This window comes from Nitrospina watsonii (genome assembly GCF_946900835.1).
GTDB lineage: Bacteria > Nitrospinota > Nitrospinia > Nitrospinales > Nitrospinaceae > Nitrospina > Nitrospina watsonii.
In genome coordinates this window covers 2,895,814-2,919,324 of sequence record NZ_OX336137.1, presented here as the reverse complement: position 1 = coordinate 2,919,324, position 23,511 = coordinate 2,895,814, and the positions used below count along the sequence as shown (strand labels likewise).

Genomic DNA, 23,511 nt, shown 5'->3' with positions numbered 1-23,511 from the left:
CAATTGAAGTATCATACTAGGAAATAAGGATTTGCAAAATGGGCGACCCGACTCACATCATTGAATTGATTGACCGGATTCTGGAAGAGACCGAGGACCAACCGGAGCTGCAGCAGAAGATCTTCGATCTGCGCGACGCCCTCCTCGCCGCCCAGCAATCGGTTCAGCAATACAATCTCAAAATCAAGACGTTGGAGGAGACCATCCGCCAGCTCAAGTCGCCCGCGCACCGCATCGGCACGGTGCTGGGTCCCGGCAACGACGACCTGGTGCGCCTGAACGTGGGCGGCACCGAATACCAGGCGGCGGTCTCGCCGGAGATCCTGGAGAACGGCGCGTTGGAGGTCGGCGACCAGGTGGCGGTCAACGAAGGTTTCGTCGCCATCCTCAAACTGCCCAAGCCGGAACAGGGCCCCATCGCCCGCGTCGTCACCCGTCTCAACGACGGGCACTGGATGGTGTCCGGCGGTACCGGCAACAGCGAGTTCATGGTGCAGGTCTGCGACGCGCTGAAAGAAGAAAACTTCCGCGAAGGCGACGAGATCATCCTCGATCCGACGCAGCGCGTCATCCTGAAAGGCCTGCCCAAACGCGAACAGAAGCTGGTGGTGGAAGACGAGTTTGTGTCCGTCACCTGGGAACAGGTCGGCGGTCAGGAGGACGTCATCAAGGAAGTGCGCAAGGTCATTGAGTACCCCATCCTGCACCAGGAAATTCTGGACAAGATGGAATACCGCATGCCCAAGGGATTTCTGTTTTACGGACCGCCCGGCTGCGGCAAGACGCTCATCGGCAAGGCCATTCTGTCCGACATCGTCGCCAAATTGCAGGAACAGGACAGCAGCCTGAAGGATTTGCAGGGACGTTTCATCCACGTCAAAGGTCCCGAAATCCTCAACATGTGGCTGGGTGAATCGGAACGCAAGGTGCGCGAGATTTTCAAGAAGGCCCGCGACTACCGCGAAAAAGGCCAACTGCCTTTCGTTTTCATCGACGAGGCGGAGTCGGTGCTGGGCACGCGCCAGGCAATGCGCGTCAACAACATCTCGAACACGCTGGTGCCGATGTTCTGCGCCGAGATGGACGGCATCCAGTCGGTGCGCGACATGGTGGTGATCCTGGCGACGAACCGGCCGGACCTGATCGATCCCGCCATCCTGCGTCCGGGCCGCATCGACCGCAAGATCAAGGTGTCGCGTCCCGACCGCGCCGGGTGCGAAGACATCCTCAAGGTGTACCTCAAGAAGGAATTGCCCATCGAGGGCGACAGTCTGGATGCATTGATCCAGCCGTTTCTCGACACGCTGTTCAGCACGGCTTCGGCGCAGGAAGCGTTGTTGCTCACCCTGCGCAACGGCGAGTTCCGCAAACTGTTCTGGAAGGATTTCATCTCCGGCGCCATTCTGGAAAGCATCGTGCTGCGCGCCAAGGAACGCGCCGTCGAACGCGCCATCGCCGGGGAGCCGTTGATGATGAAAGGCGACGACCTGTTGCAGGCGCTGGAACACGAGTTTGTGGAGAACAACGTACTGCCTGCGGATTCCAATATGGAAGACTGGCTGCAACTGCTGGACTTCGATCCGAAAAATGTCGTGCGGGTGCGCCGTCCCAAGGATTCGGATCAGGCCGCGCACCAAACCATGAGCCGGTCGATTATATGACTGTTGCCGTACCCCTGCTGGGACTGGAAACCGAATACGGAATCATCCGCGAAGACCTGGACGATTCCGATCCCGTTGAAGAGTCGATGGCGTTGCTCAAGCAGTGCGCCATGAAGAGCGTGTTTCAGGCCTGGACCTACAGCCGCGAGCGCACGCACCTCGACATGCGCGGCTTCACGGTCACGCATCTGGCGCAGGACGAGGAAGAAGACGAATTTTGCGCGGAGGATCGCAAGCGTCCCTACAGTTACTGGGACATGAAGTGCGACCGGGTGCTGGTCAACGGCGCGCGCTTTTACAACGACCACACGCATCCGGAATACAGCACGCCGGAATGCCGGGGCGTGTTCGAACTGGTCACGCACGATCAGGCGGGCGACCGCATCCTGCTCGACTGCGTGCGCCGCCGCAATCAGGAACTGGGCGGACCGCATGTGCAGGTGTTCAAGAACAACACCGACTACAGCGGCCACAGTTACGGCACGCACGACAATTATACGATCCCGCGCCGGCTTGACTTCGATGTCTGGGTGCGGGGACTGGTGCCGTTTCTGGTGACGCGGCAGTTGTACGCGGGCGCGGGCAAGGTCGGCACCGACGGCGGCAAGGTCGAGCCGTTCTCCGGGTTGCAGTTGGGACAGCGTTCGGATTTCGTCGAGTGCGTGCTCAGCATCGAGACCATGACGCAGCGTCCGATCATCAACACGCGCGACGAACCGCACGCCTCGACCGACGTCTATCGCCGGTTGCATTTGATTCTCGGGGATGCCAACATGTCTCCGTATGCGACGGCGCTCAAGCTGGGCACGACGCGGCTGGTGTTGGCGTTGATCGCCGATGAAAAACTGGCGTTGCCCTGGGAATTGGAAGATCCCGTCCGCGATGTGCAGCGCACCTCGCGCGACCTCACCGGCACGGTGTTGTTGCAACGCGCCAACGCTGCGGGCACCATCACGCCGCTCGACATTCAGGCGTGGTACCTGGAGCAGGCGAAGCGGCATCCGGGCCACCTGGCCGATGCGGACGAGGAACAATGGATCGTGCAGGAATGGGAACGCACGCTGAATGATTTGAAAGAAGACCCGCATAAGCTGAGTGACCGCATCGACTGGGCCATCAAGGAGAACCTGTTCACGCAGTTCATCGAAGCGGAAGGGTTGATGTGGGACGACCCGGTCATGCAGAGCCTCGATCTGGAGTATCACAACCTGGACCCGGAACGGGGTCTCTATTACGGGCTTGTGGAATCGGGAGACCTCAAGACGTTCACTCCCGAAGCCGAGGTGGACCGGGCGGTCCACAACGCGCCGCCGACCACGCGGGCGCGCATTCGCGGCCAGATGGTCGATCAGGAGCAGGACAATATCCGCGGCATTCACTGGACGGGTATTGAATTTAAGAACGGTGAATATCTGGATCTGACCGACATCATCCACGAACAGGATGTGGAGCAGGTCCTGGAAACCAATAAGGAGTTGTTCGCATGGAAATGACCGATCCCCTGCGAAGGGAAGAAAAGAAAGAATCTTCTCCGGACCCGAAGGAAGGCGGCCCGTCCAAACCGGATGTATCGCGTCCCGGACGTGACAGCCTGCTGAAGCGCATGAAAAAGGTGGACCCCAAGCAATCGGAGAAATACAAACAGCGAACCGGTCAATGAGCGATTCTATTTTGCATTCTCAGGGGCCGGGGGATTTCTACGAACTCCTCAAACGGTCGGGCTACCAGCTGGCTTCCCGGCTGGAGCCGGGTGGTCCGGTGGACGCGTCGCAACTGCTGCACGGCACCACGGTGCTGGCGTTCCATTACAAGGACGGCGTGGTGGTCGCGGGCGACCGGCGCGCCACCGCGGGCAATGCCATCATGTACGACCGTTGCGACAAGGTCATCCCCATCGACGACTATTCGTTGATGGCCATCGCCGGCGTGCCCGCCACGGCGTTCGAGATGGCGCGCATCCTGTCTCACAACTTCGAGTACTACCGGCGGTCGCAGTTGCAGTCGCTCAGCACCGAAGGCAAGATCCGCGCCCTGTCGAAACTGCTCAAGGACAACATGGGCATGGCCATTCAGGGTGTGGGCGCGGTGAGTCCGATCTTCGCCTCCTACGACATCAAGGAAGAGAAACCCTATATTTATTTTTACGACATATTGGGTGCGCAGTTCGAGATCCGCACGCACACCGCCACCGGTTCCGGTTCGCCGGTCATCCGGGGTGTGTTGGAGCACGAAGACCTGTGGGGCGCACGTCCCCTGGCGGAACGCGATTTCAAGGAGGCGTCCACGCTGGCTGTGCGCCTGTTGCAAACCGCCGGTCAGTTCGACTCCGCCACCGGTCAGGGGCGGCCCGACGACCGCATTTATCCCGTTGTTGCCAGCATCACGGAAGAGGGCTATCGGTTCCTGCCCGATGACGAAATGGAAAATCTGTTCAAGGAATCGATAAAGAGGAACGCCTGAATGTTCGAAGAACCGTTTCGCTGGATGGAGGCGATGTCCACCCGGCACAGTTATGTGCAGGAAAAACTGCGCAAGGGTCAACCGGTGGTCGCTGTTCCCTTCAGCGAAGGCGCACTGATGATGGGCTTCACCATACAGCCCGGAAAAATTTTTGAAGTGTACGACCGCATCGCGCTGGGCAGCCTGGGTCACCCGGCGGATGTGGAGCGCCTGCGCATGACGCTGCTCGACATGGCGCACCTGGAAGGCTTCAACCGCTCGGAGAAAGACGTCACCATCGCGCGCCTGTTGCAGTTCGGCGTGGCCCCGGCGTTGAAGCAGAATTTCGAAGAGGTCATGCGCGCGCCGTACCTGGTCAAACTGTTGCTGATGGAAATGAACTTCGAGGACAAGCCGTTGTTCTTCCGCCTCAACTACGACGGGCACTGGGAGATGTTCAAAAAAGGCACGGTGATCGCGGGCAACGACAAGGAAGCGGAGTTCATGGAAAAGGAAATCGGGAAACGCGACTTCGCATCGCTGCCGCTGGAGCAGGCGATGGTGGAAGTCAGCCGCATGTGGGAGGAAAGTAAAAAGCAGGCGGCCTCCGAGGCGGATTCGGAAAAGGAAACGACGTTGACGCTGGCCGAGGTCTTCGAGAATTGGACATTGGAAGCGGCGGTGCTGACCACCACCCGGAAAAAGTCTTTGTTCCGGTGGGTCACTTCCGGTGAATTGGAAACGCTCAAAAAAACCTGCGTGTGACTTATGAAACGACGCATCTACGGCATTGAAACCGAGTACGGCCTCCTCATTAAAGAGGAGGACTTCAAATACGGTCCGATCGACGTGGCGGTTCGCGTCAAGAACCACATCTTCGACAAGAAGCAGGGCGTGCTGGACCTGCACTACCGCGCCAACGACGAGCCGCCGGGCAACGGCGGCTTTCTCGTTAATGGCGGCCGCGTGTACCTCGACATGGGGCACCTCGAATACGCATCGCCGGAATGTTCCAACCTGACCGACCTCGTCACCTTCGACCGCGCCGGCGACATGGTGGTGCAGGAAGCGCTGGAGGATCTGGGTTGGAGCGATCAGGTGGCGTTCATCAAGAACAACGTCGATCTGGAAACCAATGCCACCTTCGGCTGCCACGAAAACTATCTGGTCAGCCGCGCTTTTCAGTTCGACAACCGGGAAAACCTGCGCCTGCTGGCATCGTTTCTGGTCACGCGCCAGATCTACGCCGGGGCCGGGCGCACCGGCGCCTGCAACCCGCAGCCGTTCCGCGACTGGGACGACATCCATCAGGCGAAGAAGGACACCGAGGAAGTCAATTTCCAGTTGTCGCAGCGCGCCGACCACATCCCCAACGAATTTTACCGCTGGGTGCAGTACAACCGCGCCATCGTCAACACCCGCGACGAACCGCTGTCCGATCCCAGCAAGTACCGCCGCATCCATCTTCTGGTTGGCGACTCCAACATGAGCGAGTTCGCCACCGCGTTGAAGATGGGCACCACCTCGCTCATCATGGAATTGATCGAGCTGGGCGTGGCCAACCCGGATTGGATTCTGGCCGACTCCGTCGCTGCCATGCGGTCGATCTCGCGCGACCAGGATTTTAAATGGGACATCCAGATGCGCGACGGCAACCAGAGCACGGCGCTCGAATTGCAGCGCGAAATGTGGAAGGCGGCCAAGGAGCACCTCGCCGGGAAATCCGCCGACGCCGACTGGGTGATCGAGGCATGGGGCTCGGTGCTGGACGACCTGCCCAAGGGGCCGGAGCATTTGATCGGGCGCGTGGATTGGGCTGCCAAGTACTGGCTGCTCACCGAGTTCATGGAAACGGAAAACCTGGGCTGGAAAGACCCCTGGGTGAAAAGCCTCGACCTCGAGTTCCACAATCTCAACCGCAACGTCGGCCTGTACTGGGGTCTCGAAGAAACCGGCGACGCCAACCGCAAGACCACCGATGCCGCCATCGAGCATGCCAAGCACAACCCGCCGCGCGGCACCCGTGCCGACGGTCGCGGCGAGTTGGTCAAACGGCTGGTCGAAAGCCAGACCGGGTACCTCATCGATTGGATCGGCTTCCGCCTCAACAAGGAAGAACCGTTTCTGATGCTGGATCCGTTCGTGTCCTACAAAAAAGATATCAAGGAATATCTGGAGCGCATGGACCTGCAGCAGCCGTTCGACCGCGACAGTTTTTTCCGCTAAACAGACCGCGTCTGGGCGCAAAGGGGCCATGCCCCGTGGATGGACGCGGGGCTTCCTCTTCTCCGAAGGCCGGGTCACACCCGGAGGCAACGAATTCTCTATCGGAAATTCTCAATCGAATTGATACGCATGAGCCTGTTTGCGTGGGCCACGCCTGTGGTTGCTTTGGGAACCTGCCTCGGTATATGATAATTATATAAGCTTATTCCATATCACAAGGAGCCGGTGTGAAAAATTGCCTGTTTTGCAAGATCAGTAATGGCGACGTTCCGGGCGACAAGGTGTACGAGGACGACAGCGTGTTCGCGTTCAACGACATCAATCCACAGGCCCCGACACATATCCTCATTTGCCCGAAAAAGCACCTGAGCACCATCATGGATATGGAATCGGGAGACGAGGCGATGATCGGTTCCATCGTGAGCGTGGCCAACCAGATCGCAGCGGAGAAGGGGTTGGAGAAAAGCGGCTTCCGGCTGGTGCTGAACTGCGGTTCCGGCGCCGGGCAGTCCGTTTTCCACGTCCACTTTCACTTACTGGCCGGCCGGCCCATGCAATGGCCGCCGGGTTGAGACCATGCTGACTTTCAACGAATTTTACGAAACATTGAAACCCATACGCGTCGGCAACCCGCTGTGCGAATTCACGCGCGAGCACTGCGAGCGCATCTGGCCGACCATCGAACGCATCCGCAACCTCAAGCAGGAAAAAAACGCCATCATCCTCGCTCACAACTACGTCGAGCCGGAGGTGCTGTACGGCGTGGCGGATCATACCGGCGACTCTTACGGCCTCGCGAAAAAGGCGAAAGCGTCGGACGCGGATGTCATCGTGTTTGCGGCGGTGCGTTTCATGGTGGAGACGGCGAAGATTCTGAATCCGGAAAAAATCGTGCTCGATCCGAACCCCAATGGCGGCTGTTCGCTGGCCGACGGCATCATGGCGGCGGACGTGCGGCGCCTGCGCAAGCAGTATCCCGATCACACCTTCGTCTGCTACATCAACACCACGGCGGAAGTCAAAGCGCTGTGCGATGTGTGCGTGACCTCGTCCAACGTGTACCACATCATTGAGGCCATCGACAACGATCACATCTACTTTCTGCCTGACAAGCTGATGGCGCAGAACGTGATCGATCATTGCCGCCGCCACGGCATCGACAAGACCATCGATTACTGGGACGGCACCTGCTACGTGCACGAGGAGTACCAGCCGGAGGCGGTGGATTTCGTGCGCAACGCCAACCCCGGCGTCGATGTGCTGGTGCATCCGGAATGCGCGCCCGGCGTGGTGCAGAAGGCCGACTTCGTCGGCAGCACCACCAACATGCTGGACCACGTGCGCGCCTCGGATGCCGATACGTTTTTCCTGCTGACCGAATGCGGCCTGACCGGCATCCTGCAATCCGAGTTTCCGCAGAAGAAATTCGTCGGCTCCTGCACCATGTGCCGCTACATGAAATCCAATTCCCTCGCCGACGTCCTGCGCGTTCTGGAAAATCCGGAACCGCACCAGATCATCGAGCTGTCCGCCGAAGTCCGCGACAACGCCCTGCATTGCGTGGACGCCATGTTCGAATACGCCGAACAACCCACCTCGAAATAACCGGACTGGGTTCCGGGCGCGAAGTAGTCCAATATAGAATATCTCTGGAAGATCATCGTTCGCCCACCGGGCATGAGGCCATTTGCCGCGGGCCACGCCCGCTATTCGGTGGAAGTGGAGGCGGGCTCTTCCGGCTCGCGGCGGGGCAGGCTGTCGCGCATGAATCGCTGATACAGCACCGGCAGCACCACCAGCGTCAACAGGGTCGAAGACACGATGCCGCCAATGACGACGGTGGCCAGCGGTTGCTGCACTTCGGCGCCGGTGCTGGTGGCGGTGGCCATCGGTAGAAATCCCAAAGACGCCACCAGCGCCGTCATCAACACCGGACGCAACCGCGTCAGGCATCCCTCGTACACGGCGCGGTCCAATTCCACTCCCTCTTCGCGCAGGCGGTTGATGAACGACACCAGCACCACGCCGTTCAGCACCGCCACTCCGGATAAAGCGATGAAGCCGACGGCAGCGGAGATGGACAGCGGGATGCCGCGTATCCATAACGAGAACACGCCGCCGGTCAAGGCCAGGGGCACGCCGGAGAACACCAGCAACGCCTGTTTGCCGGAACCGAACGCGGCAAACAGCATGAGGAAGATCAGCAGCAATGCCACCGGCACCACCAGGTACAAACGCTGGGCGGCGGAGATGAGATGTTCGAACTGGCCTCCCCAGGTCAGCCAGTATCCGGACGGGATGGTCACTCGTTGCTGGATGAGATCCTGCGCTTCTTCGACGAACGTGCCGAGGTCGCGCCCGCGCACGTTGGCGCTGACGAAGACGCGCCGCTTGCCGTTTTCGCGGCTGATCTGATTCGGCCCCTGCACCACTTCCAGATCGGCGACGGCCTCCAGTGGAATGAACGTGGGCAGGGGTTTGGGTTGCGGCCGCTGGCTGCCCACGATGTGCTGGTTGTTGGGCGCGAGTTGTTCCGGGAAGGGTAGAGGAATGCGGCGCAAACTGGGAATGTCCTGCCGGATGTCCTCGGGCAGGCGCACGATGAGATCATAGCGGCTGTCGCCTTCGTACACCACGCCCGCCTTTTTACCGCCGACGGCCGTCTCGACAATGGTCTGGATGTCCGCCACATTGAAACCGAGGCGGGCCATTTCGTCTCGCTTGAGTTGCACGGTGAGGATGGGCAGACCCGTCACCTGCTCAACGCGTACGTCGGCCGCGCCGGGGATGTCACCCAGAACATGCGCAATCTGGTCGGCGGTTTCCAGCAACACCTCCAGGTTGTCGCCATGCACTTTCACCGCAAGGTCGCTGCGCACCCCGGAGATCAACTCATTGAAACGCATCTGAATGGGTTGGGTGAATTCGTATTTGTTGCCGGGCAGAGGGTGCAGCACCGACTCGAATTTTTGGATGATGTCGGCGCGGCTCAAATCGGGGTCCGGCCATTCGCGGCGCGGTTTCATGATGGCGAACACGTCGGCGACGCTGGGCGGCATGGGATCGGTGGCAATGTCCGGCGTGCCGATTTTGGCGAACACGTAATCCACTTCCGGAAACTGTTTGAGTTTGGTTTCCAGGTTGTGCTGCATGCTCACCGCCTGCGATAGACTCGTGCCCGGTATGCGCAGGGCGTGGATGGCGTGATCCTCTTCATTCAAGGTGGGCACAAACTCGCGCCCCAGTTTAGCCGCCAACAGCGCCGACAGCACAAACAGCACCAGCGCCAAGGTCAACACGGTCGGCCGCATCTTCAACGCGGTGGTGAGGACAGGACGGTACAACCGTTGCGCCCAGTAGAAAAACCAGGTTTTCTTTTCGGACACGCGGCCGGAGACGAACTGCGCCACCATCGCCGGAATGAAGGTCAAGGAGAGGATCAGCGCGCCGGTCAATGCGGCCAGCACGGTGAAGGCCATGGGGATGAACATCTTGCCTTCGATGCCGGTCAGCGTGAGGATGGGCAGGTACACGATCATGATGATGATGACGCCGAAAATACTGGGCCGCGACACCTCGGCGGTGGCATCGCCCATCACCTGCACGCGTTCCTCTTCGGATAATTCCCGGTCCATTTTCTTTTGCCGTTCGGTGAGACGGCGGATGCAGTTTTCCATGATGATGACGGTGCCATCGACGATGATGCCGAAATCGATCGCCCCCAGGCTGAGCAGATTGCCGCTCACGCTGTTGGCCACCATGCCGGTCACCGCGAACAGCATGGACAAGGGAATGACCAACGCGGTGATGACCGCGGCGCGCATATTGCCCAGCAGCAGGAACAGAACGGCGACCACCAGCAGCGCGCCTTCGACCAGGTTGTTGCGCACGGTGGTGAGGGTTTTGTTGACCAGCTTGGTGCGGTCGTAGGTGGTGGTCACCTGAATGCCTTCCGGCAGGGTGCGGGCGATCGATTTCATTTTGCCATCGACGGCGCGGGCCACGCGACGGCTGTTGTCGCCTTTCAGCATGAATACCGTGCCCAGCACCACTTCCTCGCCGTTGCGCGTGGCAGCGCCGGTGCGCAGTTCCTTGCCGATGAGCACGTCGGCCACATCCTCGATGTAAATCGGAACGCCGCGATGTGCACCGAGGACGATGCGGCGGATGTCTTCAATCGTTTTCACCTGCCCCGGCGTGCGCACCAGAAACTGTTCTCCGCTCTGCTCGATATACCCCGCGCCGACGTTGTCGTTGTTCTTGCGCAATGCCTCCAGCACATCGTTGAACGTCAGGTTGTAGGCAGTCAGTTTTTTGGGATGGGGAGTGACGTGGTATTGCCTTTTGTAACCGCCGATGCTGTTGACCTCGACCACGCCGGGAATGGTCATCAACTGGGGCCGGATGGTCCATTCCTGAACGGTGCGCAATTGCGCCATCTGCTCCACGCTGTTTTTGGTTTCGTGGTGACTGTCTTTCCAGCTGAGCGCCCACATATAAATTTCGCCGAGACCGGTGGCGATGGGCCCCATGATCGGTTCCAGCCCGCTGGGGAGTTCCGTTCCAACTTCACGCAGACGCGCGTTCACCAACTGGCGTGCGAAATAAATGTCGGTGCCATCCTCGAAGATGACCGTTACCTGTGACAGGCCGTAACGCGAGATGGACCACGTCTCCTTCAATTGCGGCAAACCGAACATGGCCGTTTCAACGTAATAGGTGACGCGCTGTTCGACTTCGATGGGAGAATACCCCGGCGCTTCCGTGTTGATCTGCACCTGGATGTTGGTGATGTCCGGCATGGCGTCGATGGGCAGTTTCTGGAAATTGTAAATGCCCAGCACCGCCAATGCGATGGTGGCGAGGATGACGAACACCCTCTGCCGGATGGAAAAATGAATGAAACGTTTCAGCACAGCAGATCTCTCCCGTTCAATGCGAATGGGTGGCGGCGGATTTTTGCAACTCCGCTTTGATGATGAAGCTGTTTTCCTTCACGTAGGTGTCGTCCGGTCGCAAGCCCTCGACGATTTCCACCCAATGCCCGTCCGAATGGCCGAGCTTGACCGGGCGCGGTTCGTACTGATTGCCGACTTTGATGAACACCACGTCCCAGTCGCGAAACGTTTGCACGGCCTTCACCGGCACGGCGACGGGCACCGATTTCGTGTCGCGGATCAGATCGACCTTCACGTAAGTACCCGGCCGCCATTTGAGTTGATCATTGGGGATGACGATGCGCCCGGTCACGGTCCGTGTCTTTTCATCCAGCACCGCACCCAGAAAAAACAGTTTGCCAACGGCCTTCATGTCCGCATTCTCGGCCCGCACCTGGATTTTCTGGCCCAGCTCGACGAGATCCATGTCGCGCGAAGGAATGGCGATGTTGACCCAGACCTCGGAGAGATCGGCGACCATGAACACGGAAAAATCCTTTTTGATGGCTTCCCCGACCGCGATGTGTTTATCGATCACCGTGCCGGCGATCTCCGAACGCAGTTCGTAATGCGTGAACGGCGGCGGCGAGGCCGAAGTGAGGCGTTCGATGTCGTGGCCGGTCAAACCCAGCGTGCGCAATTTCTGGGCCTGTGTTTTGATGTTCAACTCCGCCATCTCCAATGCCTGCGTCTTTTCCAACAGCGACAGCTTGCCCTGGTAATGCACCTGTTCGCGGGACGCGGCGTATTGGGCTTTGGCGGTCTGGAACTCTTCCAGCGCCAGCAGGTACTCGGCGCGGGACGAGATTTTTTTCTCGTACAGGGTTTTTTCCCGCTCATACACCGCCTGCGTCCGCACCCGCTTGGCGTAGGCGGGCACGATCTGCGCCCGCGAGTGGCCCAGAAACAAGTCGTCGATTTTCGAATACAGGTCATCGAGGCTCAGGTTTTTCGTGAGCAGGTCGAGCATGATGAGGGTGTTGTCGAAGATCAGTTTCTGCCGCTCGTGATCCAGCCGTACCGGTTTGGCCTGTTTGACCGCGGCGAGGTATTCATTCTTGGCGTCCGCCAACTCGCGACTCTGCAACACCGCCAGCAGGTCGCCCACGTTTACGGAGTCGCCCATGTCCTTGTACACGTCCACCACCAGCGATTCGACGCGCGGCACGATGTGGGCGACGCGTTTTTCATCGAGACCGATCTCGCCATCGAGTGTGACCACATCGCCGATGGCGCGCGGACCGGCTTCGGCCACTGCGATGCCGGCATTGTCCGCCTGCTCTTCGGGAATTTCGACGCGAAACTCGATCTGCTCGTGCGTCCACCGGTGCTCCTTGCCGTTCCACATGGCCTGGATCTGCATGACAAACGAATGCGGCTCGACCACTTCCTCATCGCCCAGCAGGTACTGCCCCACGGGCTTGAAGCGAACGGCGTCGGTACGCTCCATGCGTTTCAGGTCGATCTGCACCGTGACGTCTTCGAGAGGAATGGCCGTGCCGTCCGCCGTCATCGGGTACACGCGAAATTCCGGCGGCACGCCCTGTTCGTACAGCACCACTTCCAGTTGCAGGTCATCCTGCGTGAACAGCATGCCGTTGTGCGGACCGCGCGGCATGTCGGATGCGTGGTCGTCGTGATCATCGCCCGCGCCATGCGCTCCGTCGTCATGTTTATGGATGGTGTCGTTGTGCTCGTGCGGTGCGAGGTGGAGAAACGGCACCGTCTCGGGACTGACGATGGCCCAGCCGAACGCCGCGCCAAGGATCAGGATCGTTGCCACCGGCAGCAATGATTTGCGTTTCATGGTGTGGAATCCTCCGCAGTTGGGGATGCATCGATCCGTTGCTGGTTCAAAGGCGCACCGATGAGGCGTTCGACATCCGCCACCGCCCGATGGTATTCGGCAAGCGCTTGCAGATATTGTTCGCGCGCCTGAAACCAGGTACGCTGACTGTCGAGCACTTCCAGATACCCGAACTTGCCGTAACGATACCCTTCCTGTACCGCATCGAAGGCCATCTTCGCGCCCGGCAGGACCTGATTTTTGAGCGAGGTCACCTGCGTGTGCGCGTTCACCAGGCGCGCGTGGTGGTTCGACAATACGGTTTGCAGTTTGATTTCCATCGCGCGTTGCTGGGCTTCCGCCTTGGACTTGCGGTAGCGCGCTTCGGCGATGGCGCCCTGGTTGCGGTCGAACAACTGGATCGGTAGTTGAAGTTGAAACATAACTGAGTTGTCGCGGTTCTCCTGCAGCCAGCGTGCGCCCACACCCATTTGCAGGTTGGGAATGGAACGCGACTCTTCCAGGTCAACCTGGGCATCGCGTTGAATCATCTCCGTGGCCCAGCGTGCGAGATCGGGATTCTGGTTGAGGCGCGCCGCCAATTCTTCCAGCGGGGGGAGGAACTGGATGCCATACAGGTTGCCCTGCACCCGGTGGAAGGCCGCGAGAGGCCGACCCCACAGCGCGGCAAGCCGCCTCCGCGCGGCATGCAATTCGTTTTCAGCCTGCCGCCTCTGCATGCGCGTGGTGGACAGTGTGACCTGCGCCTTCACTTCATCGATGGGCGGCACCTTGCCCGCCTTCACGCGTTCGGCCACGGCGGTGTGCAGACGTTCCGATAACTCTTCCAGTTCGTGCACCAGCTTCAACGCTTGCTGCTGCGCAAGCACGTCCACGTATGCTTTGGCCGTGGCGGTGAGCACATTCATGCGCGCTGTTTCGTAATCCCATTCGGCGAGTTCGGTTTTCAGGTTGGCGGCGGTTTCCCGCTTGGTGCGTTTGCCGCCCAACTCGATCCATTGCGTGAACAGAACCTGGTTTTCCGAATCAGAGGCGCCAGAAAACTGTCCCGATCCCAGAACGTCCTGCACCATCGCCTGCACCTGCGGGTTGGGGAGGAGCCCTTCCTGCAGGGCGCGGGCCTCGCGAGCGCGGATTTCGAGGCCGAATACCTGCAAGTCGGGATTGTGCAGCAGGATGTGCGCTGTCGCCTGCCGGAGCGTGAGCACGCCGGTGAGGTCGCGTGGATCGTTGGACGTGACCTTATTTTTAAATGTGATGGTGCCTTCCGGTCCCGTTATGAAGTCGGGGGAGGGCGCTGATTGGGATACCGCCGGGGTGGCGTGCATGAATAGAACGAGCGCGCCCATTCCCGCCAGCTTGTTGAATGCAGTCATGGCTTCTTTCCGTGATACCCGGACCGGTTTTCCGTGTCGCTGAAAATCGGAAACACGTGGGTTCTTCATCGAAGTGGAACGGTTTCCACGCGATGAGGACCGTATTAAAAGTTAGAAACGAATCGGATCAGGAAAGGAGTGCGGGCGGTGCGCGGCCGGATGCGGCCAGGGGTGAATGCAGTGCTGGATTGAGAGGAACGTTTTGCTGCATGGCATGCCACGCGATACGCGGACTGTCCTGCGATGCAACGGAAATGATCGCGCTGTGGACCACGACTTTGAATTTGAGGGGTGGCAGGCTGTTTTTGTTGAAATTCAGTTGCAGGGTCTCGGAATCGCTGCCCGGCATGGATTCGGTGTGGTGGTGCGTTTCGCCCGGCAAGACCGGAGACGCATCCGGATTGATGACGGCGGCAAAGCCTTCCACTTCGTGCGAATGGAAATGCCCGGTGTGGTCGTGCGGTTGCAATTCGTCTGCGTGTGCGTGCACGTAGTCGGGGTGATAATGGAAGGTGAATCCGACGCAAAAGTAAAACGCCCACAACAGAACCAGTGCGTGCACGACCAGCGTTTTTGGTTTTCGGGTGCATCTCTGCATGAAGAAGCCCAATAATCGATGAGACAGAATGAAAAATCGGATACCATGATTATAGCCACAACGGGCGGGCATCTTCAAATTTTTTGTAATTCCGTGGCTTCCACGTGCCGGGAAGAGAACGCGGAAAGCGTTTAGAGATCTCATGTTACAGGTTCAAAACTTAAGCGTGACGCGAGGCAAGCCGATCCTCAAGGAAGTATCTTTTGATGTCGGCAAAGGGGAAATGCTGGTGGTGCTCGGTCCTTCCGGCTCCGGCAAATCGACGCTGCTGCGCTGCCTCAACCGGCTCGATCCTTTTGATGGGGGCGTCGTGCGTTTGCACAATGAGGACGTTTCAAATTCAAGCGTGCTCGCATTGCGGCAGCGCGTCGGCATGGTGTTCCAGACGCCCGCGCTGATGCCGTTCCGTGTCTGCGACAACATCGCGCTCGGGCCCAGCCTGCGTCGTGAAGTGTTGGACGATGCGCGCTGCGAATCGCTGCTCCATCAGGTCGGCCTGTCGAAAGCGTATCGGACGCGGCAGGCGGAAACCTTGTCGGTCGGCGAGCAGCAACGCGTGGCCCTGGCTCAGGTGCTGGCCAACACGCCGGAGGTGATGCTGATGGATGAGCCGACCTCGGCGCTGGATCCCACGGCGGCGCTCACCATCGAGAACCTGATCAAGCGCATCAATCGCGACCTCGGTATTGCGACGGTGTGGGTGACGCACGACGTGCCACAGGCCATGCGGTTCGACGCGCCGACAATGGTGCTGATCGATGGCCGCATCATCGCCCACGGCAACATTCAGGATTTGATGCGCGACCGGCAGGATGAGCGCCTGCAACGTTTTTTCGAGGGACGGTTGCAACCCGGTGTGGATGCCGATCTGCAAGGAGAACACCCCGATGCGCGTTGAAGCGTTGCTGTTGTGTTACGGTCTGGTCATCGTTTCGCTGCTCGTGTCCTATTACAACCGGCTCGGTCTGGAAAAGGATGTGTTCTACGCTTCGGCGCGGGCAACGGTGCAGCTGGTGCTCATGGGATTTTTGCTGGAAGCGATTTTGACGCTCGAACAGATCTGGGTGTTGTTGCTGATCCTCCTGTTCATGTGCGGCATCGCCGCCTCCATTTCCGGCAAGCGCGGACAGCCGATTCCGAACGCGTACGGGATTGCGTTCGCCGGCATTCTTGCCGGATCGGGCGTGACCTTCGGCATCCTTGCGGCGGCGGGGGTGATCGCACCCGAAGCCAAGTACATCATCCCGCTGGGCGGCATGATCATCGGCAATTCGATGAACACCGCTTCGTTGGCGATGAACCGGCTGACTGGCGAACTCAGTCACCAACGGCGGCGCATCGAAACGCTGCTGGCACTGGGCGCGAACGCAAGGCAGGCGGGGCGCTGGGCGGTGCGCGACACGCTGAAGGCGGCGATGATCCCCACCCTCGACTCGATGAAGGTGATTGGCCTGGTGCACCTGCCGGGCATCATGACGGGATTCATCATCGCCGGCGGATCGCCGTTGGAAGCGGTGAAGTATCAACTCGCCATCGTGTTCATGATCGCCGGCACCGCCAGCCTCACCGCCATGCTGGTGACGCTGCTCGCTATCCGTTACTGTTTTTCCAAAGACGTGCAACTGCTCGACCGCTTCCGCCCGCAGGCGGAGGTGGGGTGAGGTTCATTCCACAGATGCCTTCACATTCGCGAGCAGTAAATCATTCTCCCCTCCTTGGCAAGGAGGGGACTGCGGGGAGGTTCTGGTGATTTTTTCTTTCCACTTTCTATCCTTTTAGAAAAAGCACCCTCACCCAGCCCGTCATGCCGTGAGTGCTCCCGCCAGGAGAGAAGGAGAAAACAGGTTCCAACCGTTCGCCGTGTTTTGTGCGATTACTTTTTCTTGGAGGGGGTGGAGGCCTTTTCTGTTTTTTTGGGCTCGGTGTCCTCTTCGCCGGGTTCTGCTTTCTCGATAGGGATGAGTTCGTGCTTGTCGGTGGTGCGGAAGGGCAACAGTTTGATTTCGAGGAAACCGTCGCAACTGCCGACCATGTAGATGAGGCAGATGTAATCCTTGATCCAGGCGAAGGTGGACTGGCACATCGGTTCGCCGCAGGCGTCGTCGGTCGAGGCATGGCTTTCACCGCATCCACCCAGGCGGCCTGAAAACTCTTTCAGGTCGGTGATCTTTTCTACATTGACCTTGTCGAACTGGAGAAACTTCTGTTCTTTCAGCGGAGGGATCGGTTGGCCGCCCATGTTCTTCATCAGTTCGAGCAGGATGAGATACACGTTGTCCACCGACGCCAGGGTGAGCAGGGGTTTCGGTTTCTGGTTGTACAGGCAGAAATAGGAATGGTGGAGCAGGTCTTCCAGCGTGTCCGGCGGCTGGTAGCTCCACAGGTCTTCGGAAAACCCGTCGCTGTAAACGAAACAGTAGTCGTTGTTTTCCAGGTCCATGTCGGAATGGGTGAAGTAATCCTCTTCCCCCAAACGGAGAATCTTGTCGTTGATCAGTTTCAGAAACGCTTCGGTTTTGAGATGAACGATGCGTCCCGTACCGGTTTCCTTTTCAAGAAACTCTTTGAATCCCTGCTTGAGAGCCTGATTGACGAGAGTCTGTGCCTTCACGGTATCCTCATGAGAGTCGTGCGCTAAAAACAGAGTCCCCTTGTTTTTATTATATCACTTCGGACCGATCATGTTTCCCGGTTGTACTTTATCGTCGAACTCTTCGGCGGACAACAATTTCAGAGCCACCGCCGCCTCCTTCAAAGAGGTGTTTTCCTCGTAGGCTTTTTTCGCCACCTTGGCGGCGTTGTCGTAGCCGATATGCGGGTTGAGCGCCGTCACCAGCATCAGCGAATCCGACAAAAAGTGCTGGATGCGGTCGTGATTCGGCTGGATGCCCACCACGCAATGCTCGGTGAACGACCGGCAGGAGTCGGCGATCAGGCGGATCGACTGCAACAGATTATAAATCATCATCGGCTTGAACACATTCAGTTCGAAATGGCCGTTGGCGCCGCCCACGTTCACCGCCGTATCGTTGCCGATCACCTGCGCCGCCACCATGGTCATGGCCTCCGACTGCGTCGGGTTGACCTTGCCCGGCATGATGGACGACCCCGGTTCGTTGGCGGGGAGGATGAGTTCGCCAAAACCGCAGCGCGGACCGGAGCCCAGCATGCGGATGTCGTTGGCGATTTTCATCAGGCCGCAAGCGATGGTTTTCATCACCCCGCTGGCCTCGACCACGGCGTCGTGCGCGGCCAGGGATTCGAACTTGTTGGGCGCGGTGACGAAGGGCAGGCCGGTGAGGTCCGCAATGGCCTTCGCTACCTTAACGGGAAAATCCTTGTGTGTGTTGAGTCCTGTTCCCACCGCCGTGCCGCCGAGCGCGATTTCGTACAGGCGCGGTAGGCAGCCCTCGATGCGTTTTACGGCGTTGTCCATCTGCTGCACGTAGCCGGAAAACTCCTGCCCCAGTGTCAAGGGCGTGGCGTCCATCAAGTGCGTGCGGCCGATCTTGATGATGCTGTCAAACTCTTTCGCCTTCGCCTGGAGCGCGTCGCGGAGACCGGTGATGGCGGGGATGAGGCGTTCGTGAATCTGCTCGACGGCGGCGATGTGCATGGCGGTGGGGAAGGTGTCGTTGGACGACTGGCCCTTGTTGACGTCGTCGTTGGGGTGGATGGGGTCCTTGCTGCCCAGCGTGCCGCCGGCCATCTCGATGGCGCGGTTGGCGATGACTTCGTTGCTGTTCATGTTGCTCTGTGTGCCGCTGCCGGTCTGCCAAACGCGCAGGGGAAAGTGCGCATCCAGCTTGCCTTCGATCACTTCATCGGCGGCCTGGGCGATGAGGGCCAGCTTGTCCGCGGGGAGGACGCCGACCTCGGTGTTCACCTGGGCGGCGGCTTTTTTGAGGATGCCCATGCCCCGGATGATCTCGCGCGGCATGGTTTCCCAGCCGATGTCGAAATGAATGAGCGAACGTGCCGTCTGCGCACCGTAATACCGATCCGCCGGAACGTCGATGGCGCCCATGCTGTCGGTTTCTTTCCGGTATTCCATGTTGTGGCCTCCCCTGGCGTGAATGGAGTGTTTCGTAGAGTGAGTGGTTTTAATTAACGTATTTTTGCGGACGGGTCAATTATTGAAATAGTTTTCGACTTCGGGCAGTTGTTCGGCGAGGTACAACTTGAGTTTTTTCAATAAACGTTGCTCCGCCTGGCGCACGGCTTCCCGGGTGATGCCGAAGTGCTCGCCGATCTCCTTCAGCGAGACCGGGTCCTCGGCCAGGATGCGGGTGGCGATCAGTTCCTGCTCGATGGGTTTCAGCTCGTCCAGCATCTGCTCCACCTTTTCGCGGATCAGGCGGTGGAACTGCTCGACCTCCAGCTCCTCGGCAGGTGTGCTGTTGCTATCGGCGAGGGTCTTCATCGGCGTCAGCGTGCTGTCCGGCTGCGACGGCGTTTCCATGGACACGTCGGCGGCGCCCAGACTGGCTTCGACATCGATCACGTCCTGCTCGTCCACGCCGAAGTGTTCGGCCAGCAGTTTGGGTGAGGGATCGACGCCTTCCGCAATCAGTTTTTCCTTGGTTTTGCGCAGGTTGTAAAGCAGCTTGCGGCGGGAGTTGGTGGTGCCGACTTTCACCAGCCGCCAGTTGTCGAGGATGAATTTCAGGATGTACGCTTTGATCCACCAGCTGGCGTAAGCGGGCAGACGGACGCCGCGAAAGGGATCGAAATTCTGCACGGCTTTCATGAGGCCGACATTGCCTTCCTGCACCAGGTCCATGGTGTGCTGCCATTCGCGGCGGAAGGTCAACGCGATCTTCACCACCAGCATCAGGTTGTGGGTGATCAGTTTGTAGGCCGCCTTCACGTCGCCGGTTTCCTGGTACTTGAGGGCCAACTCATGCTCTTCTTCCGGGCTCAATTCACTGTACTGACGGATTTCCTGCAGGTAGGCGGCCAGGGGATCGAGCGGCGCCAGCGCGCTGGAGCCGCTGACCATCGGCAGATGGCGCTCGTCCTCGCCCGCGTCCTCATCATCCACGACATCCGGTTCCAGAGGGGGCGAATCGGCATCCCCGAGATCGTGCAGGTCCTCGTCCCGCTCCTCGCCGTCGTCTTCTGTCTGTTTCCAATCGTCGTTCATGAATTAACCCTGTTATCCGATTTCTGTGTCACCTTCGCGCCAATCTAAACCATTCCGTCCGGGCAATAGTCCGTTTCCCCTCCGCGTAGAGGAGCGCGCCCTAAAAACCATCGCCGGGACTACCGGGCAATAGCCCGTTTCCCCTCCTCGTAGAGGAGTGCGCCCTGAAAACCAACGCCGGGACTACCGGGCAATAACCCGTTTGCACCGGGCCATGCCCGGCCATCTGCCTCGGACGCAGTCCGCGCCCACCGGCCATCGCAGCGATCACCGGGCAGTAGCCATTTTGCTGCGGGCCATGCCCGGCCATCTGCCTCGGACGCAGTCCGCGCCCACCGGCCATCGCAGCGATCACCGGGCAGTAGCCATTTTGCTGCGGGCCTTGCCCGCCGTTGAATACCCGGCTCAATAAAAGTACAATGCAGGCATGACACGTCTTGCACTGATCGCGCTGGTAATTCTGATCTTTTATTTTCTGTTCCGCTGGGCCTTCGCCCCGTCTCCGAAACGCGGGGAGAATCCGGATGCAACGGAAATGGTGAAGGACCCCAACTGCCGCATGTATGTTCCCAAACCCGAAGCCATATGCAAAACCATTGAGGGCAACGAGCATTTCTTCTGCAGTGAAAAATGTGCCGACGAGTACCGGAACAAACAGCAACCGGCTTCGTGACGAGGGACCTCCCGCACCGGTGAGTGCCGGGCTCCTTCACCCCGAATGACACGGCAAAGAACGCGCGTGCCTTTGATCTGGCAACAAAGCAGGTAACTTATTGATTTCAAAGGAAGCTCAATTCCGTCGTGCATTCATTGTAACACACCCGGAGCGGGGAAACGAACGCCCCGTCCCGGGTAATAAACCGTTTTTGTGGAAAGGGTTCAACGTGTTGAAATTATGGAAAACTACGGGTCGTTGGGCTCTGGTGGGGAGTTTGCTGGTGTGTCTGGTGCAGCCCGTAGGGGCGGCAGAGGAGGAGCAGAAACCTTGCGAGCCGGTCGAGACCAAAAAGGTCAAGATCGAAGGTTATATCAACCGTGAGCACACGCGTGAAAAGCGCCAAATCATTAAGGAGTTTGTGGAAATCGGCCACACCGAGGCCCGCATCCGTCCGTTCCCCATGGGCAAGACCGCCAAGGTGGTGGCGGTGGGACGCTGCGTACCGGCGTACATCGCGCGCCATGTGCTGAACACCAGCCTCAAGTACACGGAAGGCATCGAGAGCCTGGTCAACCAGGCGTTCCTGCATTCACACTGGATCGGCATCGCCACCACCATCTTCGACGAACCGTCGCAGCAGACAGTCACGCCGGAACAGGTGGAGCAATTGTTGAACCCGGATCTGGGCGATGACGAGTTCCACGCCCTGTACCAGAAGTTTTCGATTCAGGACGACACGGTGCCCTTCCTCGGTCAACGCAAAGAAAACGTCAAAAAAGTGGACTGACCGCGCCTGGCGCGGACTGCGTCCGAGGCAAAATGGCTACTGCTCGGTGGTCGCTGCGATGGCCGGTGGGCGCGGACTGCGTCCGAGGCAGATGGCTATTGCCTGGTGGTCCCTGCGATGGCCGGTGGGCGCGCTCCTCTACGAGGAGGGGAAACGGGCGGCTGCTCGCTGCCAACCGGGTCATCCTGAGCGCAGGCGAAGGAAAGGTCGTCAGTAACCTCCCCTGTATCCCCTCCTTGAGAAGGAGAGGAGGAAGAAGGAACTATGAAGTCCTTTGGTCATTTAAAAGAGACTTCTCGGAAAAACGCACCGCCTCAGCCTGCGTAGGCCAGGGCGGCATTGTGCGCGGACATGTCCGGATTCATGGCGGTGGTGACCTCGCCGTGGATCAGGTACCGCACCAGGCCAATGGCCGACTCCTTGCGGTGCAGCAGGCGCTTCATTTCTTCCCAGCCGCACTGGTTGCCCTGCCGGAAGGCATCGTTCCAATTCAGGTGCAGCGATTGGTTCAGGTAATCCGCCCCTTCCATCTCGAACACGTGTTCATAGACGTCGATCAGCACGTCGAACTGGTCCCCCTTCTGCCTGAGCTGGAAGGAGTCGAATCCGCCGGAAACGAAGCCGAAAATATAGCCGAGTGCATACGGCGATTGCGAACGGCTGGAGGATTCCGGGCTTTGCGACAGCGCGATCAAAAGTTGCATGTTCAGGTTGCGGGTGACGAATTGCGTCAAGGCTTGAATCTTTTTCATACCGTATTCTCCTTTTTGAGTCGAGGACAGGTTACCCGCGCCGTGTTGGCGTTCGGTTTGGCCTGCATGAGAAGTGCGCTTGGTTTTGCGGGCCGGGTGGGGAACAATGGGGATGTTCTTTCTCCCTCCCCTTCTCAAGGGGCACTCAGGAGTGACAGGCGGGAGGATTTAAATAGTCCCTCCCCTTGGAGAGCTTTGTATAAATAGGCAGATTGAAAATTTTGGTGGTGCCCGAACAAAGGAAAGATCATCGTTCGCCCTCACTCCAGCCCGCCACTCTGTGAGTGCTCCCATCCAGGGAGAGGGAGGTGTTTAAGGTTCCTTCTCCCCTGGTGGGAGAAGGCCAGGATGAGGGGGGTTCATGACTTTTCCTTACTTTTCCTTTTTTCAGTTATGCAAAGCTCTCCTTACCAAGAGACACTCACAGAGTGACGGGCGGGGTGGGGTTGCTTTTGGGTTTGATTATTTACGAGGAAAGAAGCTTCATTACCTCCCCTCAATCCCCTCCTTGGAAAGGAGGGGAGGATGAGGATACGGAATGTGAATTTTTCAGGGCGGCATGAATATCAGATCGATTGAGGGTAAATTCGCTACCGCTATTATGACACTGGGCCTGCTCGCGTTGACCGCGGTCAACGCGGCGGCGGACGAGGCGCCGTGTCCTTCGGTGGAGGAGCAGCCGGTGAAGATCGAGGCCTGGCTGGCGAAACGGCTGGAGCCCGAGTTCCCCGTCATTCGCAAGGAAATGGCGCGGATGGGCTTCACCCGCGTGGCCCTGTGGCCGTATCCGGCGGCGCGGAATCCGTCGAAAGTCGTCGCCATCGGCCGCTGCGTGCCGGCATACATCGCCCGTCATGCGCTTCAGCAGGCGCTGTATCACTTTGGTGGCGTGCGGCATCTGGTGCATCAGAAATTCGTGCACGACCACTGGATCGGTCTCGGCACCTCCCTGTTCGCCGAGAACTCGTTGCAGCCCATCACGCTCCCGCAACTGCAACAATTTCTCGATCCCAGGCTCGGTACGCCGGAGTTTCAAACTTTGTATCGCCGGTTTACGGTTCAGGATGTTAAGGTACCGGCGTTCGGTCTCGAACTGCCCAACCCGAAGTTGATGAAATAAATTC

21 protein-coding genes are annotated in these 23,511 nt (G+C 59.1%); 13 read left to right on the top strand and 8 right to left on the bottom strand.

What is annotated here, in order from left to right; genetic code table 11:
* The first annotated feature begins 38 nt into the window (after window positions 1-38).
* From QML71_RS13655 to nadA, 8 genes are all read left to right on the top strand, one after another.
* Entirely contained in the window at window positions 39-1,661 is a 1,623-nt protein-coding gene (locus QML71_RS13655; RefSeq protein WP_282012482.1) for an AAA family ATPase, read from the top strand.
* On the top strand, window positions 1,658-3,154 hold the full coding sequence (locus QML71_RS13650) for a proteasome accessory factor PafA2 family protein (RefSeq protein WP_282012481.1): 1,497 nt from the start codon (window positions 1,658-1,660) through the stop codon (window positions 3,152-3,154). The genes QML71_RS13655 and QML71_RS13650 overlap by 4 nt, the downstream gene beginning before the upstream one ends.
* Entirely contained in the window at window positions 3,145-3,321 is a 177-nt protein-coding gene (locus QML71_RS13645) for a ubiquitin-like protein UBact (RefSeq protein WP_282012480.1), read from the top strand. Before QML71_RS13650 ends, QML71_RS13645 begins: the two co-directional genes overlap by 10 nt.
* A complete protein-coding gene (locus QML71_RS13640; protein ID WP_282012479.1) occupies window positions 3,318-4,121 on the top strand; it encodes a proteasome subunit alpha in 804 nt (267 codons plus the stop codon). The genes QML71_RS13645 and QML71_RS13640 overlap by 4 nt, the downstream gene beginning before the upstream one ends.
* Entirely contained in the window at window positions 4,122-4,865 is a 744-nt protein-coding gene (locus QML71_RS13635) for a proteasome subunit alpha (protein ID WP_282012478.1), read from the top strand. It begins immediately after the preceding gene.
* Window positions 4,866-4,868: 3 nt separating this feature from the next.
* Window positions 4,869-6,326 carry a proteasome accessory factor PafA2 family protein gene (locus QML71_RS13630; RefSeq protein WP_282012477.1) on the top strand — a complete coding sequence of 486 codons (1,458 nt, stop codon included), beginning with the start codon at window positions 4,869-4,871 and terminating at the stop codon, window positions 6,324-6,326.
* A gap of 227 nt (window positions 6,327-6,553) precedes the next feature.
* A complete protein-coding gene (locus QML71_RS13625) occupies window positions 6,554-6,898 on the top strand; it encodes a histidine triad nucleotide-binding protein (protein ID WP_282012476.1) in 345 nt (114 codons plus the stop codon).
* A gap of 4 nt (window positions 6,899-6,902) precedes the next feature.
* Complete coding sequence (gene nadA, locus QML71_RS13620; RefSeq protein ID WP_282012475.1) at window positions 6,903-7,931, top strand: quinolinate synthase NadA; 1,029 nt, start codon at window positions 6,903-6,905, stop codon at window positions 7,929-7,931.
* A gap of 101 nt (window positions 7,932-8,032) precedes the next feature.
* On the opposite strand, the gene QML71_RS13615 is transcribed toward nadA, so the two are convergent.
* The 4 genes from QML71_RS13615 to QML71_RS13600 all read right to left on the bottom strand — a co-directional run bounded on the left by QML71_RS13615 (window position 8,033) and on the right by QML71_RS13600 (window position 15,044).
* Window positions 8,033-11,242: an efflux RND transporter permease subunit gene (locus tag QML71_RS13615; RefSeq protein WP_282012474.1), complete on the bottom strand. Its 3,210-nt coding sequence runs from the start codon at window positions 11,240-11,242 to the stop codon at window positions 8,033-8,035.
* 16 nt (window positions 11,243-11,258) lie between these two features.
* Complete coding sequence (locus QML71_RS13610) at window positions 11,259-13,070, bottom strand: efflux RND transporter periplasmic adaptor subunit (protein ID WP_282012473.1); 1,812 nt, start codon at window positions 13,068-13,070, stop codon at window positions 11,259-11,261.
* Window positions 13,067-14,446, bottom strand: a complete 1,380-nt coding sequence (locus tag QML71_RS13605; RefSeq protein ID WP_282012472.1) for a TolC family protein — start codon at window positions 14,444-14,446, stop codon at window positions 13,067-13,069. Before QML71_RS13605 ends, QML71_RS13610 begins: the two co-directional genes overlap by 4 nt.
* A gap of 127 nt (window positions 14,447-14,573) precedes the next feature.
* Window positions 14,574-15,044: a hypothetical protein gene (locus QML71_RS13600; protein ID WP_282012471.1), complete on the bottom strand. Its 471-nt coding sequence runs from the start codon at window positions 15,042-15,044 to the stop codon at window positions 14,574-14,576.
* A 142-nt stretch (window positions 15,045-15,186) separates the two neighbouring features.
* On the opposite strand from QML71_RS13600, the gene QML71_RS13595 reads away from it, so the two are divergent.
* Window positions 15,187-15,942 (top strand): ABC transporter ATP-binding protein, encoded by a 756-nt coding sequence (locus QML71_RS13595; RefSeq protein ID WP_282012470.1) that lies wholly within the window; start codon window positions 15,187-15,189, stop codon window positions 15,940-15,942.
* Window positions 15,905-16,705, top strand: a complete 801-nt coding sequence (locus tag QML71_RS13590) for an ABC transporter permease (protein ID WP_282012469.1) — start codon at window positions 15,905-15,907, stop codon at window positions 16,703-16,705. Before QML71_RS13595 ends, QML71_RS13590 begins: the two co-directional genes overlap by 38 nt.
* A gap of 212 nt (window positions 16,706-16,917) precedes the next feature.
* Here QML71_RS13590 and QML71_RS13585 read toward each other — a convergent pair whose 3' ends face one another.
* The 3 genes from QML71_RS13585 to QML71_RS13575 all read right to left on the bottom strand — a co-directional run bounded on the left by QML71_RS13585 (window position 16,918) and on the right by QML71_RS13575 (window position 20,190).
* Entirely contained in the window at window positions 16,918-17,655 is a 738-nt protein-coding gene (locus QML71_RS13585) for a hypothetical protein (protein WP_282012468.1), read from the bottom strand.
* A gap of 54 nt (window positions 17,656-17,709) precedes the next feature.
* Entirely contained in the window at window positions 17,710-19,098 is a 1,389-nt protein-coding gene (gene fumC / locus QML71_RS13580) for a class II fumarate hydratase (RefSeq protein ID WP_282012467.1), read from the bottom strand.
* 75 nt (window positions 19,099-19,173) lie between these two features.
* Window positions 19,174-20,190, bottom strand: a complete 1,017-nt coding sequence (locus QML71_RS13575) for an RNA polymerase factor sigma-32 (RefSeq protein WP_282012466.1) — start codon at window positions 20,188-20,190, stop codon at window positions 19,174-19,176.
* A gap of 427 nt (window positions 20,191-20,617) precedes the next feature.
* Between QML71_RS13575 and QML71_RS13570 the strand changes: the two genes are divergently transcribed.
* Both QML71_RS13570 and QML71_RS13565 read left to right on the top strand, forming a co-directional pair.
* Window positions 20,618-20,863 carry a YHS domain-containing protein gene (locus QML71_RS13570; protein ID WP_282012465.1) on the top strand — a complete coding sequence of 82 codons (246 nt, stop codon included), beginning with the start codon at window positions 20,618-20,620 and terminating at the stop codon, window positions 20,861-20,863.
* Between the two features lie 211 nt (window positions 20,864-21,074).
* On the top strand, window positions 21,075-21,635 hold the full coding sequence (locus QML71_RS13565) for a hypothetical protein (RefSeq protein WP_282012464.1): 561 nt from the start codon (window positions 21,075-21,077) through the stop codon (window positions 21,633-21,635).
* 314 nt (window positions 21,636-21,949) lie between these two features.
* Here the strand turns inward: QML71_RS13565 and QML71_RS13560 are convergent, their stop codons facing one another.
* Window positions 21,950-22,387 (bottom strand): hypothetical protein, encoded by a 438-nt coding sequence (locus QML71_RS13560; RefSeq protein ID WP_282012463.1) that lies wholly within the window; start codon window positions 22,385-22,387, stop codon window positions 21,950-21,952.
* 559 nt (window positions 22,388-22,946) lie between these two features.
* Here QML71_RS13560 and QML71_RS13555 point away from each other — a divergent pair.
* On the top strand, window positions 22,947-23,507 hold the full coding sequence (locus QML71_RS13555; protein WP_282012462.1) for a hypothetical protein: 561 nt from the start codon (window positions 22,947-22,949) through the stop codon (window positions 23,505-23,507).
* Window positions 23,508-23,511: the final 4 nt, after the last annotated feature.